We start from the raw sequence: 14,100 nt of genomic DNA on the forward strand, positions 1-14,100 counted from the left end.
ATCTTCATGAAATCACTGGGTTAGCACGGATGCAAAGCTGGTTCAAGGAGATGTGCGTTCCTATGAGGATTCGGAACTATCCTTCGGACAACTCATCGAGGGAGCTTCGCCTGAAGAGTCTGGACAGATCCTGCTGCCTGTTGGGATTGCCAATGATCTGGGATTAGCCGTCGGAGATCCTGTATCTGTCCAAGTAGCAGACAATAAATCTTTTGCCGCTAAGGTCAGTGGCCTGGTCCAGGACTCAGCGAAAATCGACGACAAGCAATCCTATCTGCTTACGTCGGTTGCCCTACCCGAAATTAGCGGGTTCCTCAGCGAAACAGATCCCTTCCTTGATACGTCGACAGCAACCTTATTTGAGCAAAAATTATTTACATACAATTCTTTGGAATCACTGAAGAAAATAACCATCGCTGATGCTTCTGCAACATATTTCCCTCAAGCGGGTACTTTGCTTATTGGACTATGGCTGGCGTATCTGATCGTTTTGGGGCTTGGCGTAGCAGTACTTATGCGAGCTCTCAACGCGCCTTTGAAGGGGCTGGCTTCTTCGGGAGTCACTGCTCGTCAACGAACTGCGCTGATACTACTTCTTTTGGGAACATCTGTGGCGGTCGCTTCTCTGTTGGGAGTGTTTATTTCGATAGCCGGGCTTTGGATCGGTCGAAACGCAGTGTCCAGCATATTTTTACAAGCGTGGTCTGGCGTTAGTCTCAACGCAACTTTGATCCTTCTTCCTGTATCTTCGGTGCTGCTAGCGGCAACCATCGGAGCTCGCCCCAAATATCGTCATGGGTCTTCCCGAATCCAGGACTTGGCTCTACGCCTCGGTTTTGATCAGCCCCGTGGAGCAGTTCTGACCTCAACGGTCCTCATAGTACTTTCTGGACTGGCGATCCTCGCTGCGGCACAAAGGATGATTCCGCCGGAATCAGCGGTCTTTATCGTAGTGACCGCCTTCGCGGTTTTTCCTTGGGCTTTTTCGTCTCTACTACGTCGCTTTCTGCTCCCTCCTGCGCTAAGAAAGGCTACGAAGGCTGCCGCCGCGCTGACTTTATGCTTTGCTTTATTTGTTTCAACTTTGCTGGCTATGTCAGTCGCCTTTACAGCGCGTGCGGTGCACAATGAACGTACCGCAACGGTGCATCAATCGCCGACGCTTCCTGCCGGCAGCATGGCGTTGGATTCTATTCCTGCGGATCAGGCAGACGCTGTCACCCAACGCTACTTAGAAAAAGGCGGGATCCAGCCAACCCGCTATTCTCTTCCTTTGGAAGATGTGGCTGATACTCGTATTACAAGCCCCGAAATTGCCTTGTGTATGAGTGAACACGATGAAGCTGATCCTTTTATCGCCGGTGATTTGTGTGGTTTAGAACCAGTACTCCGGTACGTTGTGCTCTCTGCGGACAGCACAGAGACAGTTCGAGTCTCCAGTGAGCTCACTAATGCTGGCGAAGCAACTTTCCTTTTATTTCAAGCCGGGGAAAGCTTCGCCAGCAAGGAGCTGAGTATTAGAAATGCATCATCTGATGACTCGCTTGTTCAACCTCTAGCGGGGGCCGTTATTGGGCGAGGTTCCTCGCTTGTGCAAGAGCTGGGTCTAAAGCCTAGCGAACTTCGTCAGCTGGTCTTCACGGATTTTGGGACCTTGGAAGGACGCGAGCGAGCCGAGCTGAGAAGCTACATTGCACGTATTGCTCCGGGCGCGGAAATGGTGGAAATCGAGGCCGATGGGTCCGGGCAGTGGATGAGGTTCCTCATTGTCGTATCTATGGGTGCAGCTTTTTTGGCAACTGTGTGCGTCGTTGCAGGCATAAGATTTGCTCTTTCGTTGATGCGTGAAACGCGTGGAGTGATGAGCTTATTCTCTGCTTCGCAGAGAATAAAAAGACGCCTCACGGCTACCGTCATTGGTTTATGGGTGGCTGCTATTGCCTCAGGTTCTGCCGGTGGACTCTTCGTGGCATGGCTGGTTAGTGCCAAGGACGGGCTAGGCAGTGGGCTCATTTGGGCAATCGCCCCCGGTACTGCACTAGTGGTCCTTGGTATCGGTTGGTTTTATTGGCGTTACGTTCTCAGTAACCGATCGCTAATACAGGAGCGATATCGTTAGAAAAATTCATTGACCGGGTTCATTTGCAACTGTTAGGTGTATCGATACTCGCGAAATGGGAGTATTTTCGCTACATAGATTGTGGCACTGAGTTTAGCGACGATCTCGCGTCGAAATTCTCTTGAGTTTTCAACTGTCACGAAAATTCTGAGAGATTGCGTTTCGAGCGTGTCAAAAACGACCGTTTGTGATGCGAAGACCATGATGCCTAACACGGACTCCACAGGCTGCGATCCTTCGAACAAATCGGCAACTCGATCGTCTGGTGATGAGGATGGTCTGGGTGGCGTCCGTATAAGGTCCCTTCACCGGGCATTTTCTCGGGCGGGGTATACGGGAATCTCAAATCGTTGAGAATTCGAAGTTTCAAAAACCGCTCAAGTCAAGCGAAATGCTATCCCGTATAAGGACCGGCTTACGGGACCCTGAGGCGCCCTGGCCGGGTGCATGGTGTTCGTCCCGTGCAAATGATCCCGTCCACGAAATGAAGGCCCTCACCAAACGGATGAGAACACCACCCCTGATCCGACGGGAACAACGGGGTGGTCACCGCCCGATGCGCATCACTCAAACGACGAAAACCCCGGAACAGAAGGGTCATGCCCAAGCTCGTGCGTCAATCACGGCACATATGGGAGAAATGCCCTAGTCGCCCGCCATCGACCGCAGCGCCGCGAGGTGCCCATCGAAGGCCCGGCGACCCTGCGCGGTGAGCTTGACCTTTGTCGTCTGGCGCGCGTCCGTACGCTGGGGGGACGCCTGTTTGCTTGTGACGAGATAGCCGATTTCGACGAGGTTTCTTACGGTCTTTGACAGGTTGGCCTCGCTGAGCTCCAGTGTTGCGGCAATTACAGCAAAGTCCGCCTCGGCAAGCGGGCGCAGCAGTGCACACAGACGCAGCCGGGTTGGTGCGTGGATCGCCTCATTAAAGTAAGGCTCAGCCCGCATGACGCACCTCGGCCGCATACGCGCGGTCATATTCCACGACGATGAGCGCGGTGGCGATACCCGCGGCCGCAGCTACGGCGACAACCCACCCGATCAGACCGAGCAGCGCGAGCACCAGGCTGATCATCAGCGCAAAGAAGGTGCTCAAGAAGAGCGCAACCACTAACCAGAGCCCGCGAGGACCCGCCGGTCGGGTAATGCGGAGGCCACTGCGCTTGCGAAAAAGCACCTCAACACCGATGAAGATCCCGACGCTGAGCACAAAGGGCAGCCATGCCCATGCCAGCCCGGCCGCGGGGGCCACGATGATAAGCGCAGCGCCCAAGCCCTGCGCAGGTGCACCCCACCACGTTTCTGCAGTGATTCGTTCACCGATCCGACCACGGTCGGTACTGATCGCCTTGAGCGACTCACGCACGGATGCTGGGTTCCGTTGATTCTCCGATTTACTTTCCATGCGGTTGAGTCAATCACTTTACTTCTGGTTAAGCAACTTGGTACTCGCATGACAAGCCTCCGAACAAGATCCGTCCCGGTCAGGGTTCCACATACGACCACGCAATTGCATCCCCGCGTGACTCGCTGTTGGCAAGCTAAGCACTTTCCATCGAAACCGGATATGTGAACTCGCTTGGCCGAGCCCGCCCGGACTTACGTGTCGTTCTGCAACGAGCTACCAGCGGATTGCCGGCACGAGGCAGTGGACTTTCAGCTCCCGAACTGGCGATGGAGGCGTCTCTGCAGAACTTATGAATCTGAACTTGTGACTTTAGCGCGGTAGACACGGATTACTACCTGATCAGCCAGAATCGATATGAACAGCCCGGAGCCGACAATAAGGAACGCAGCAAGAAGTCCGCACATGGCACCAAACGTGCCTGAGCTACGTACGCTCTCGAAAGTCTCTGGCGACACCTCGGCTGTGAAATTGGCCCAGAGCGCCGACCAAATGATCCACCCGACACCCATACCAAGGCATCCTGTAACGAATCTGATCCAGCCCCTGATTGCCAACGTACTCATTTTTCGCATTTCCGCCGTCCCTGTTGAATCAAAGATTTCCTAGCATACCCAAGTCTGGATGCAACGCTCCCGTCCCGTAGACCGTTCCTCTATTGGTGCTATGTAAGACGATTTTATAGACAGGTGCCACTGGCACCAGCGGCTGATATGCGATGGTCAGCACCACTGCAGATCAGGAACCAAAAAATTTCTGATCAATCTGATCGAAAAGAACCGATGTTGTGAACTTATTTATCTAAAGAAATTTATTCTGAGAAAGTTTCCAAGAAGTCTTGCTTTTATCTGAGAGAAGGATAATCTTTGTTCATGACAATGCGTATCCTTGGAGTAGCTTCAGTATTATCGGCCGCCGCTCTTCTATTGGGTGCCTGCACGGGCGGTTCTACTCCAGGAGCTACAGAGCCTGCAATAAAGACGGATAGTTCCTCTTTAACGTCTAGCGCGCAGAATCGAACTGCAACTGAAACTTATAAAATGCATGCAGAATCTCTGCAGAAACTCGCCAGGCCAAGTCAAATACTCAGCGAGGTGGAGAGCGACGGATCAGGTAAGTTGCCTATCCGTGAGGTGCCCGCTGGATTCGATTCAGTTGGGTTCATGGTTTCCTGCGAGGGTTCCTCGACCTGGGACATAGCGCTTAGCAGTGGTACTAAACTCGGTGGTAGTGACTGCGGAGACGATTCAAGTGTAATGAGCAATATATCCGTATTGAGGACAGACCTTGGTGCTAAAGAAGTGCAACTTGAACTCAGTAAAGAAGTAAAGGCTTGGGTTACCATTTTCGCGACTAACAGGCCATGACGGATTGGCGGTTGCTGTCCTCATTTCCGGGTTAGTATCCAAATAGAGGCAATACGAAAAGCCGTGATGTTACAAAACAACGCAGATAGAAAGCGAAGTTCTGTCCGTTGGTGTGCCGTATGAGGTTAGTGCCCGGGCGCCTTGAAAGCCTAAAGTCGTAGCTGTTGCTCTTGAAGGTATCGTGCAGCATCGCTAGTTGCCCAACTGACGGTTTCCCCAGACGTAATTTTGCTGACTCCTACGCCAGGAACACCCCAATTCACCACCAAATACTCTGAGTTTTGAGACCCCTCGCTCGAAATGAACTGTTGGCTTTGGACTGCTCCAACTTCGCCAACTTCTAAGGTTGTTCCACCTGGAAGAACGAGAGAAGACCCTTGCAAGTTACAGCCAGGTTCTCCGAGATCGCGCAGGCCATTTGCTTCAATCAAAGCTGGAGGGCATTGCGGAAGGTCTTCATGACCCAACGGTATGCTCACTCCACCCGGCGAACACGAGCAAAGAAGCAAGCTTAAAAGTGCAATGGTGGATATAGCTGTGGCGGTTCGCATGGTCTCATGCTAACAACTGGCAATCCAGCGATGTTTGTAGCGCCGATGAGGATCCAAGGTTGATGGGTCTGCAAAAAGAAATGTGTGGAGCGCGGCGTCCCGCAGAAGGTTCTTCTACTGGGACCGCTCGAAACATCATTTAGGGCTAATACCAAACGTCAAATATTGATACCTTCACAGGTTTAACCGGCATTGGGGTTGTTTCCGAGCAAACGTACAAGAGTTGCTTTTCGCGGAGCGTCGAACGGTTTCTCAGGCTCGGAATCCATTTCTGCGAACAATTCGAAGAGCCTCCCATTCGCGTGTTCCTCCACCCAACGGAGTGCCTCTGACACGTCCTTCACCTCAACCAGTACAAAAGCATCTAAGTTCCATCCGTACCTAGGACGAGGTTGTTCCCAAAAATTGACTCGATAGCAGGGCGAATCATCTGAGTCGCGTGGTTCAGCGTGAACTGTTTCTATGGCGCGCATGGGACCAATATACAAGCATGCACCAGTACGCTATTGGGAAATCTTGTCGCCCTAGTTACCTTCGACTATCAAAGCCGGTCAACAGCGTCCCGGTTGCGGTTCCTGCCGCGTGCATGTTGAACAGCATCAGATATTTTGAAAGGCCAAGTCATCCACATGATAGAAATATGACATGAGACCTTCGAAAATCCTGCCGCTAATAATTGCTGGCTTGCTCCTGGTCACCGGTTGCAGCTCCACTCAGTCCAAACTTGCCATCTCAGAGGATGCCCCCGCGTCTGTATGCGGGCCAGCGAGCACCAGTGGGAAATTTTTTGGTGCCCTGAATTACCTGCAAAACGAAGGAAAAACCCCGGCAGAAATCACCCAGGTGGAGCTCGTTGACGCCACCAACCTTGAACTGCAAGGGTTCGGAATTCTCAGCAACGAGAACGTGGCAACTCGAGGGCCTGGGGATGATCTGCAGCTAGACACGAATCGTGTCATTGCCGATGGAGACACCGCAGCGATTCAGGTCGAACTAGGACTAAGCAACACAGCAGAACCAGGGAACGCGAAATCCCTCAAAGTGACCTACAACAATCCGGATGAAAAAGACACTGCCTCCGTCACGATGATGACCACGCTCGAGGTGCTTCCAACCGGTCAAATCTGCAAATAGATAGCCGCACAACGTGGTCTGGGATCCCGGCAGAAGCGGTGGCCATCAGCAAACTGCCCCGCAAATTCCCCTAGAGAACCGACCGTCCCATAGGAGGTTCCGCTTACGGGACACCTGAATCGTTAAATAACGGTGCGGCACAAGTGACCGATGAAAATACCCGGTGCATCGCCCTAGGAATCTGCTTTAAGTGTGTCTTAAACGAACGATATTCACACAGTGAGAGCTACGCCCCGACATATTGTGCCCTGTATTGTGTGAAGTAACGGATGCGGCGCATTAATTGTCCAGTTGGTGACTGGACAATTTCGAGGAGCTTCATCATCGGCACTTGTGGTTGATACATGTCCCAGATCGAACGAGAACTACCCAATGATTACTCTGATGCTCTGTTTGCATCACGGTTGCTTGATGAACCTTAGCGTCAACCAAACCTTCAGCAGACCCGCTGTTCCTCAGATGAGCGTCAGTTGACGTAAAGAACCGTTTGATACTGAGGCATGTAACCGATGTATTGCTCGCCCTTGCAATACCGCTGAATACTGACCGTGTAACCCTTGTTTCGGAGGTGCTTCACCCGAGCATTGGTTTCAGCTTTGCAAATTTGCAGGTTGTTGTACCACCGAGTCTGGGTGTCCGCTTGGGCTGCAGGAGCTAAAGCCACCATCCCGGCGGTCAGGCAGAGCGCTGTCGCCCCGGCGGTCACCATCTTCTTAATCTTCAGCACAGTTCGGTCTCCTTTATTCACATCAATTCGGTTTTATTAAAGACTAACTTGCTATTGTGTTCAGTCAACCCTAACTTGGCCATTAAAGCCACAAGAATCAGGCCTACGCGAGCACGATTTTCTGACATGTTGGCATTCACCCCAGTTCGTATAGTCGAGGCGCTCGTTGCCGGTTTATTTTGCTTTGTTTGGCGAAAAATATGAGAAAACGTTCCGGGTGGCCCGGAACGCTTTGCTCGACCTCGCGAAAAGGTTATTCAGTTATGTGCGCCGTGTGAGTTCGCATCTCGATCATAAGCCGAGCAGGTGGAGCAACACAGGTCTACTCGGGGAGATTCAGGTAACTCTCAGAATTCTAATTGCAGCACGTGCAAGAACGCAGTCGATGGATCTATCTATCTATCGGGTCGGGACAGATACCGTGCAAGGTCTGAAAAGTTTCATGGGGATGAAGAGGGCGGCGAGACTGAGCTAAAGGGTTCCGCTCGCCGCCCTGACTCTTCATTTTACCTTGTTGCTCATTTCCAGAATCGGGCGTCCGCTGGCGCGGCCGGCTGTGGACCGGCCTGGCGGCCGGTCTTCTTTCCTGTTTTTTACTGCTGTCCTTCGGAGTGTACGGGCCACCTCCAAACCCACAAGCCACTCGCTGCGCTTCGGGCGTGCTCCACCCACAAATTCATAGGGCCGCGCTCCTTCGTCGCTTCTTCCGGCCAAAGATTTTCTGGGTGGACCACCCCTGACGGGTTGATGGGTTGTGCGGCTGGCCCCGCTTCATTTCATTTCGCCAGCAGGCAAAAAACAACTGGGGGAGACATTGGGCAGGTGGTTAGTTCCCTGTCCCTCTCACCCAAGGCGAAAGGAACCAAAAGATGCAGACCAAAACCAAAGACACCCAGGAAACTGTCACCGTCCCAGCCATGCCCGAGCGGGACGTCTACGGCGAAGGGTATGACTGGATGGCGAGCCTCACGGGCACTAGCTGGAATGAACTCTCAGCATGGGGACGGGACGGATGGGATCTAGGATCCTGGCCATACATTATCTTCGCCGTCGCGCAGACCGAAGACGAGCAAGGAAAGCTATTCGGGTACTGCACTTATGTCGAAGGGGACGTAACCGCACGCTGGTATCGCACGCGAGACGCGCGAAGTCTGGCGATCAGTAAAGAAGCGTACTGGTATTGGGCCAGTGGCCAAGCTGATGGGCCCGAAGCTCTGGAAGGGTTGGACCCGCAGGAGTTCCGGCCCATTGATGGACTGTGCGAACCGTTTAACCCCAGCTGGGCTCAATAAGGTTCAAAGTGCCCTTCGTACTTCCTAGAAGAAGTACGAAGGGCACTTTCGCGCGCGGCGCGGTAAACTTGCCGCGCTACGCGTTCCTGTGTGATTTTGGATCATTCCCAAAACGAGTCGGACAATCCAGAGAAGCACCTAGCTAAGAAACTGCTGAGGAAGTCAGCGGTTCGTGACTGGCGAGAGATCCACGGCTAAAAATTGCACCCGGTGTCCCGTTTAATTTTCTTCCGGTGACTTCTGGGCTACCGGCGGAATATACATTTTGAGCTCTGCGCTGCTCAACCCGAGACGCTCACCGATCGACTTCTTCGATTCACCCGTCTCCAGCATCCGGCCCACCACCTTCATGGCTTCGGCTTGCGTGGTGGTCTTTTTCTGCTCAGCTGCCATACGAAGTTCCGCAATCTTCTGCTCGGTGTCTTCGTCAATCTTCGTGAGCTGATCCTCGTGGACGAAGAACCCCGCAGCCAGCTCGATCAGCTCCTCGTTACGGCGGGTGATCTCCTCAGCCTTCGCGCGTGCTTTCTCCCTGGCGGCTAACGCGGCCGAGGATTTGCGTGGCTTACTCATCTAATATCTTTTCCTTCACCATCTACAACAATATTTTGGCGAGGGGACACCCCTCGCGCACCCCGGCCACAAGCGATAACGGACTTCGCTGACGCTCAGGCTCTGTACTGCGTGGAGTTTCCCACCTGTGGACGGCCATGAGATCGCTGAACATCTCCACCCGCCCACACGTGGAAAACTCCACGCACGGTTTTACACAAGAGACTTAGCTGGGCACAGCTGCGAGCCTATCAAACCCACCTTGGGTACACCTGCACACAGCCAAGATCGCATGTGCAAAACCGCACCAAAAGAAAAAAGTTTTGATGGTCAGATCAATCTTCCTTCCCGTGTGCTCTCCATCCTCGTCCCTCAGCTGAACACGTCCAGTCGACTTTGCGAAACGGTCAACGACCTCCGGCCAGTATTTTTACCCGATTCTCAAAGACTTGATCTGTCACACCTCTTGCATCCTCGATAACTTTGCCCAGGATTGCTAGAATCGTGTGTGTGATGACCCTGCATAAGCTCAGCGCAGGGGACGGGTATCAGTACTACACCCGCGAAGTCGCCTCAGCCGATGAACTGCGCACCGGTGACCGGACGCTGGGGGATTACTACACCGTGACCGGCCACCCGCCAGGGATCTGGGGCGGCCGCGGAGCGAAGAATCTAGGCGTGTCCGGCGCGGTCACTGAAGAGCAGATGGAACTGCTCTACGGACTGGGACAGCACCCCCTCGCGGGGCAGATTGACCCGCAGACCGGTGCGAAGATTGAGGCGAAGCTCGGTCAGCGCTACAAGCGTTTCGACCAGTTCGATGCAGCCCTGACCAAGAAAATTACCACAGCCATGGGTGACTTCACCCGCCTGAAGCACCGCGAACCTACCGCTGATGAACGCCGCATCATCCGTGCCAAAGCCGGTGGGCAGCACTTCCACCAACTGCATGGGCGCAAGCCCAAGAATAAGGAAGAGCTCTCCCAGTTCATCTCCCGCCAGACCCATAAAGGGTCCAACGCGGTCGCCGGATACGACATGGTGTTCTCCCCCTCCAAGAGCATCTCCTACCTCTGGGGCGTGAGCGACCGCAACGTCCAAGCCGCCATTGAGAAGGCTCATCATGCGGCGATCGAGGACGCGATGATGTACCTGGAAACCAACGCGGTATTCACACGGCGTGGGAAGAACGGTGTGCGGTCCGAAGACGTGGCGGGAGGGTTGATCTACACCTCGTTCCGGCACTATGACTCGCGTGATGGGGATCCGCAGCTGCACGATCACATCGTGGTCTCCAACAAGGTTCTCGGCATGGATGGCAAATGGAGCGCCCTGGACGGGACCGTTCTGCACAAGTACGCGGTGTCAGCGTCCGAGCATTACAACGCCAAAGTCATGCAGTACGTCTGCAAAGAACTGGGCGTTTCCCCAGTTGCTCGATCGGTGGAGGGCAAGCGTCCGATCATCGAAATCGGCGGGGTACCGATGGCCGCGATCGAAGCGGCTTCCTCACGCCGGAGCAGCATCAAAGAGAACCTTGCACAGGTGGTTGCTGGCTTTGAAGAACGCCACGGACGCGCCCCGAATGCGAAGCTGCTGATCAAACTCTCCCAGCAAGCGACGCTGGAAACCCGTGCGGTGAAGAAAAAAGGCCGTTCCCTGTCCGAGCTCACCGGGCACTGGCAGGCCAAGTTCAGCGCTACTGAAGGCGCTCTGGTGGGCGATGAGTTGTTCACTGCGGTGCGCGCGTATTCGAAGGCCCAGAACCCGAACTACGACCTGGTGGACGTCCTGCCCGCCGAGCAGATCGAGGCTCTGGCGCAGTCGACGATCACCCGTCTGGAACAGAACCGGTCTACGTGGACGACGGCGCATGTGGAAGCCGAAGTGCGCCGGCAACTCACCCACGAGTACCAAGCCCAACCCGTCGCAGACAGCATCATCGTTCAGATCCGGACCGCGGCGTTGGACTCGTTGAGCCTGAAAGTCACCCCGGATCTGCCCGTCCCAGCAGCCGTTCCTGGGACAATGACCGCGGTGTATCGGTATCAGAAACCCCACGCAGCTCTTTACACTTCCGAAACCATTCTGGAAGCAGAGCATACCGCTGTGCAGGCCGCCCGCACCGAGGTGATCCCCGCGGTGGCGCAGGGGGAATTCACCCGCGTCCTGGAGAACTTCGAAGGCCGGCTGAACACCCAGCAGATCGCCTTGGCTCAAGAATTCTCCTGCAGTCCCAAGCTGCTGGTCGCCGGGATCGGGCCGGCTGGCACCGGCAAAACTACTTCCATGCGCCTGGCCGTCACGGCAATGCAGCACAGTGGCCATCATGTGGTTGCGGTCGCCCCATCAGCGAAAGCAGCCTCCCTGCTAGGCAGCGAAGTCGGTGCGGAAGCGATGACCGTTGACCGGCTTTTGCATGCACCGGACAAGCTGAACCCCGGTGACATTGTTCTGGTTGACGAGGCCGGGATGCTTGGCACCCCTCAGTTCGTCACCCTCATCCTGCAAGCGAAAAAGCACGGCGCCCTGGTACGGGCCATCGGCGATGACAAGCAGCTTTCCGCGGTCGGCGCCGGCGGACTATTGCGTCTGCTGAACGCGGAAGAGCAGCTGGTGAACTTGGAGGAGATCCACCGTTTCCGCAACGCGGACGGCACCGCGAACCTTGAAGAAGCCGCCGCCTCCCTGGCACTGCGTGAAGCACCCGCCGTGGGTAAAGATGACCCGTGGGCCTACTACCGCGCCGAAGAGAAGATCCAAGCCGGGTCCGTGGACCACATGGCCGACCAGGTTTTTGCTGCCTGGCAAAAAGACACCAACGAGGGACTGAAATCCCTCATGCTCGCCGGAACCAACACACAAGTTGATCGCCTCAACCAGAAGGCCCAAGCCTACCGACTGCACCATGGCCAGCTTGATGATGCTCAGTCGCTGACCGGCCGGAACAACACTCAGATCTATGCTGGCGATGTCATCCTGACGAAGAACAATGACCGCCGGATCAGTGTCCACCAGGGCAAAGACTTCGTCAAAAATAACGATTCCTGGGTAGTGGAAAGCATCGAAGACGGCAACCTGCTGGCACGCCACCAGCAGCATCAAGGACTCGCAGTGATCCCAGCTGCCTATGCGCAGCAGCACGTGATCCTCGGTTACGCAGACACCGTGCACACTGCCCAAGTTGCCACCGTCGATACGGCCCACGCACTGCTCACCAACCAGAGCGATCGCGCCGGAGCCTACGTGGCCACCAGCCGCGGCAAATACAGCAACCAGATCTATGTGGGACTGGCAGAAAACGAACGCCCAGATGAAGTATTGAAGGGCATCGCCGGACGTACTGACCGGAATATCACCACACACGAGTCGATCACCCGCGAACACGACAACGCCAGAGACCTTAACGGGCTGGGTGAAATCTACCGGGATCTGGCAGACCAAGCGCGGAACGCACGCTTTGAGCAGATCTTCCGCACCGTCGTCGGGGAAAACACTGCCAGCACGTTTATTGCCGATCCGGCCTGGGGTGCTGTCAACCGCCATCTGCAGAACGCGGAAACCCAAGGAATCAAGCTGGAAACGCTGTTGGCTGACGCCTACCACCAACGCGAATTCACTAACGCGGACCAGCCATCAGCAGTGCTGGCATGGCGCATGGAAACTTTACTGGAAAACCGGGTAGAGACCCTTGCTGAAGCGCATCGTCCGCTGCGCGACGTAGCCACCGAGCACTTGGAAGAACTCGAACGCCGTGCAACTGCGCAAGCAGACGTTCTGGCTGTTCCGTACCGGGAGACTGCAACTCAGCTGGCCACTAAGGAAGGACTGAGCCCTTACACGCGCCGGTTGTATGGACACCTGACCGATGACGCGCTAGCCAACCGGATCAAAGACACGGGCGACGACTTGCTGCGCCAAGTTCCCTCTGACCCAGAAAACAACGAAAAACTGTTGTCCTGGTCGCTGGATAAACTGCGCGAAGAGCAACAACGACGGGCGGACATGCCAGAGCTGCTGCGGCAAGCAGAGACTCTGGACCGTAGCCACGAGCTGCACAGCACCGCTGCAGGAACGATTCTGGAACGCATCAGCCGCGAGTTGGAGCTGCGCGAGCTCGAACAACCAACCCTTCAAGCAGGCCTTGGTCGCAACGAACTTGGTGAGTGGTACGCGCCCACCGCTGAGCTGCACGATCCTCGCACCCCAGACGCGTGGAAGCAGCAGCTGACCGGTTACCGCCAGGTGCTGGATACCGAGCATCAGCGGGTCGGCGCACAGCTGGCACAGAACCCGCCGGTCTGGCTGGGAGCGTTGGGTCCTGTGCCGGGACGTAGTGACCGGGCCGAAGAATGGCGCCGGGTCGCGGCCGAGCTAGCGGCCTACCGCCGCACCTACAACATCGCTGACTCAGAACCAGCACTGCTGCCCAAGAGTCACGTGAAGAAGAGCGAGGTAGCCCAGAACCTGCGGAACCGTGCGGCTGCGCTGCACAAGCACTCGGAACTGACCACTCGCGCGCCGATGACAGGCGAGGCAACTGCAGAGATGGCAACGCAGAAGAATGATCAAGCAGCCACGACGCTGGAGCCAACGAGCGCAGCGGCGAAACTGGCCCAGCTGCGCCAACGCGCCCAGGGCACCTCGCCGGAAAGCGAACAGGACAAGGAGAATACTGTGTCGACAGATCCAGGGCATGAAATGAGCGGTCAGAAGCCAACCTCAGCGGCCGAGTCACTGCTGGAAAAACTGCGCAGGAACCGCACCGGACTGCAAGAGGAGCAAAAGAACAAGGTTCAGGATGACGAGCTACGCCGTCAAGGCCCGAGCGGACCAAGTCTCACGTAGAAAGGCCTTTATTTGGCATCTGCAGGGATGAAAGACAGAATGCTGAGAGAATCGATCTGAATAGTTTTCTGGCAGATGCGCTTAGCAAACACAGAGGAGGCCAAG

9 protein-coding genes are annotated in these 14,100 nt (G+C 55.3%); 5 read left to right on the top strand and 4 right to left on the bottom strand.

Annotation, left to right across the window (positions count from 1 at the left end; all coding sequences use genetic code 11):
• Positions 1–52: 52 nt before the first annotated feature.
• Positions 53–2,119 (top strand): hypothetical protein, encoded by a 2,067-nt coding sequence (locus tag CIK74_RS05360; protein ID WP_096254749.1) that lies wholly within the window; start codon positions 53–55, stop codon positions 2,117–2,119.
• Positions 2,120–2,764: 645 nt separating this feature from the next.
• On the opposite strand, the gene CIK74_RS05370 is transcribed toward CIK74_RS05360, so the two are convergent.
• Both CIK74_RS05370 and CIK74_RS05375 read right to left on the bottom strand, forming a co-directional pair.
• The gene (locus tag CIK74_RS05370) at positions 2,765–3,067 is read right to left on the bottom strand and encodes a transcriptional regulator (RefSeq protein WP_096254751.1); all 303 of its coding nucleotides are present in this window, start codon (positions 3,065–3,067) and stop codon (positions 2,765–2,767) included.
• Positions 3,057–3,524 (bottom strand): hypothetical protein, encoded by a 468-nt coding sequence (locus tag CIK74_RS05375; protein WP_096254752.1) that lies wholly within the window; start codon positions 3,522–3,524, stop codon positions 3,057–3,059. Before CIK74_RS05375 ends, CIK74_RS05370 begins: the two co-directional genes overlap by 11 nt.
• An 872-nt stretch (positions 3,525–4,396) precedes the next feature.
• Here CIK74_RS05375 and CIK74_RS05385 point away from each other — a divergent pair.
• Positions 4,397–4,891 (top strand): hypothetical protein, encoded by a 495-nt coding sequence (locus CIK74_RS05385; RefSeq protein WP_141392876.1) that lies wholly within the window; start codon positions 4,397–4,399, stop codon positions 4,889–4,891.
• Between the two features lie 1,196 nt (positions 4,892–6,087).
• Complete coding sequence (locus CIK74_RS05395) at positions 6,088–6,576, top strand: hypothetical protein (protein ID WP_096254756.1); 489 nt, start codon at positions 6,088–6,090, stop codon at positions 6,574–6,576.
• Positions 6,577–7,042: 466 nt separating this feature from the next.
• On the opposite strand, the gene CIK74_RS05400 is transcribed toward CIK74_RS05395, so the two are convergent.
• Positions 7,043–7,303: a hypothetical protein gene (locus CIK74_RS05400; RefSeq protein ID WP_013350364.1), complete on the bottom strand. Its 261-nt coding sequence runs from the start codon at positions 7,301–7,303 to the stop codon at positions 7,043–7,045.
• A gap of 869 nt (positions 7,304–8,172) precedes the next feature.
• Here CIK74_RS05400 and CIK74_RS05410 point away from each other — a divergent pair.
• Positions 8,173–8,595, top strand: a complete 423-nt coding sequence (locus CIK74_RS05410; protein WP_096254758.1) for a hypothetical protein — start codon at positions 8,173–8,175, stop codon at positions 8,593–8,595.
• A gap of 219 nt (positions 8,596–8,814) precedes the next feature.
• Here CIK74_RS05410 and CIK74_RS05415 read toward each other — a convergent pair whose 3' ends face one another.
• Positions 8,815–9,168 (bottom strand): hypothetical protein, encoded by a 354-nt coding sequence (locus tag CIK74_RS05415; protein WP_096254759.1) that lies wholly within the window; start codon positions 9,166–9,168, stop codon positions 8,815–8,817.
• Positions 9,169–9,660: 492 nt separating this feature from the next.
• On the opposite strand from CIK74_RS05415, the gene mobF reads away from it, so the two are divergent.
• Entirely contained in the window at positions 9,661–13,995 is a 4,335-nt protein-coding gene (gene mobF / locus CIK74_RS05420) for a MobF family relaxase (RefSeq protein WP_096254760.1), read from the top strand.
• Positions 13,996–14,100 lie beyond the last annotated feature (105 nt).

It is taken from the genome of Glutamicibacter sp. BW77 (assembly GCF_002332285.1).
Classification (GTDB): domain Bacteria; phylum Actinomycetota; class Actinomycetes; order Actinomycetales; family Micrococcaceae; genus Glutamicibacter; species Glutamicibacter bergerei.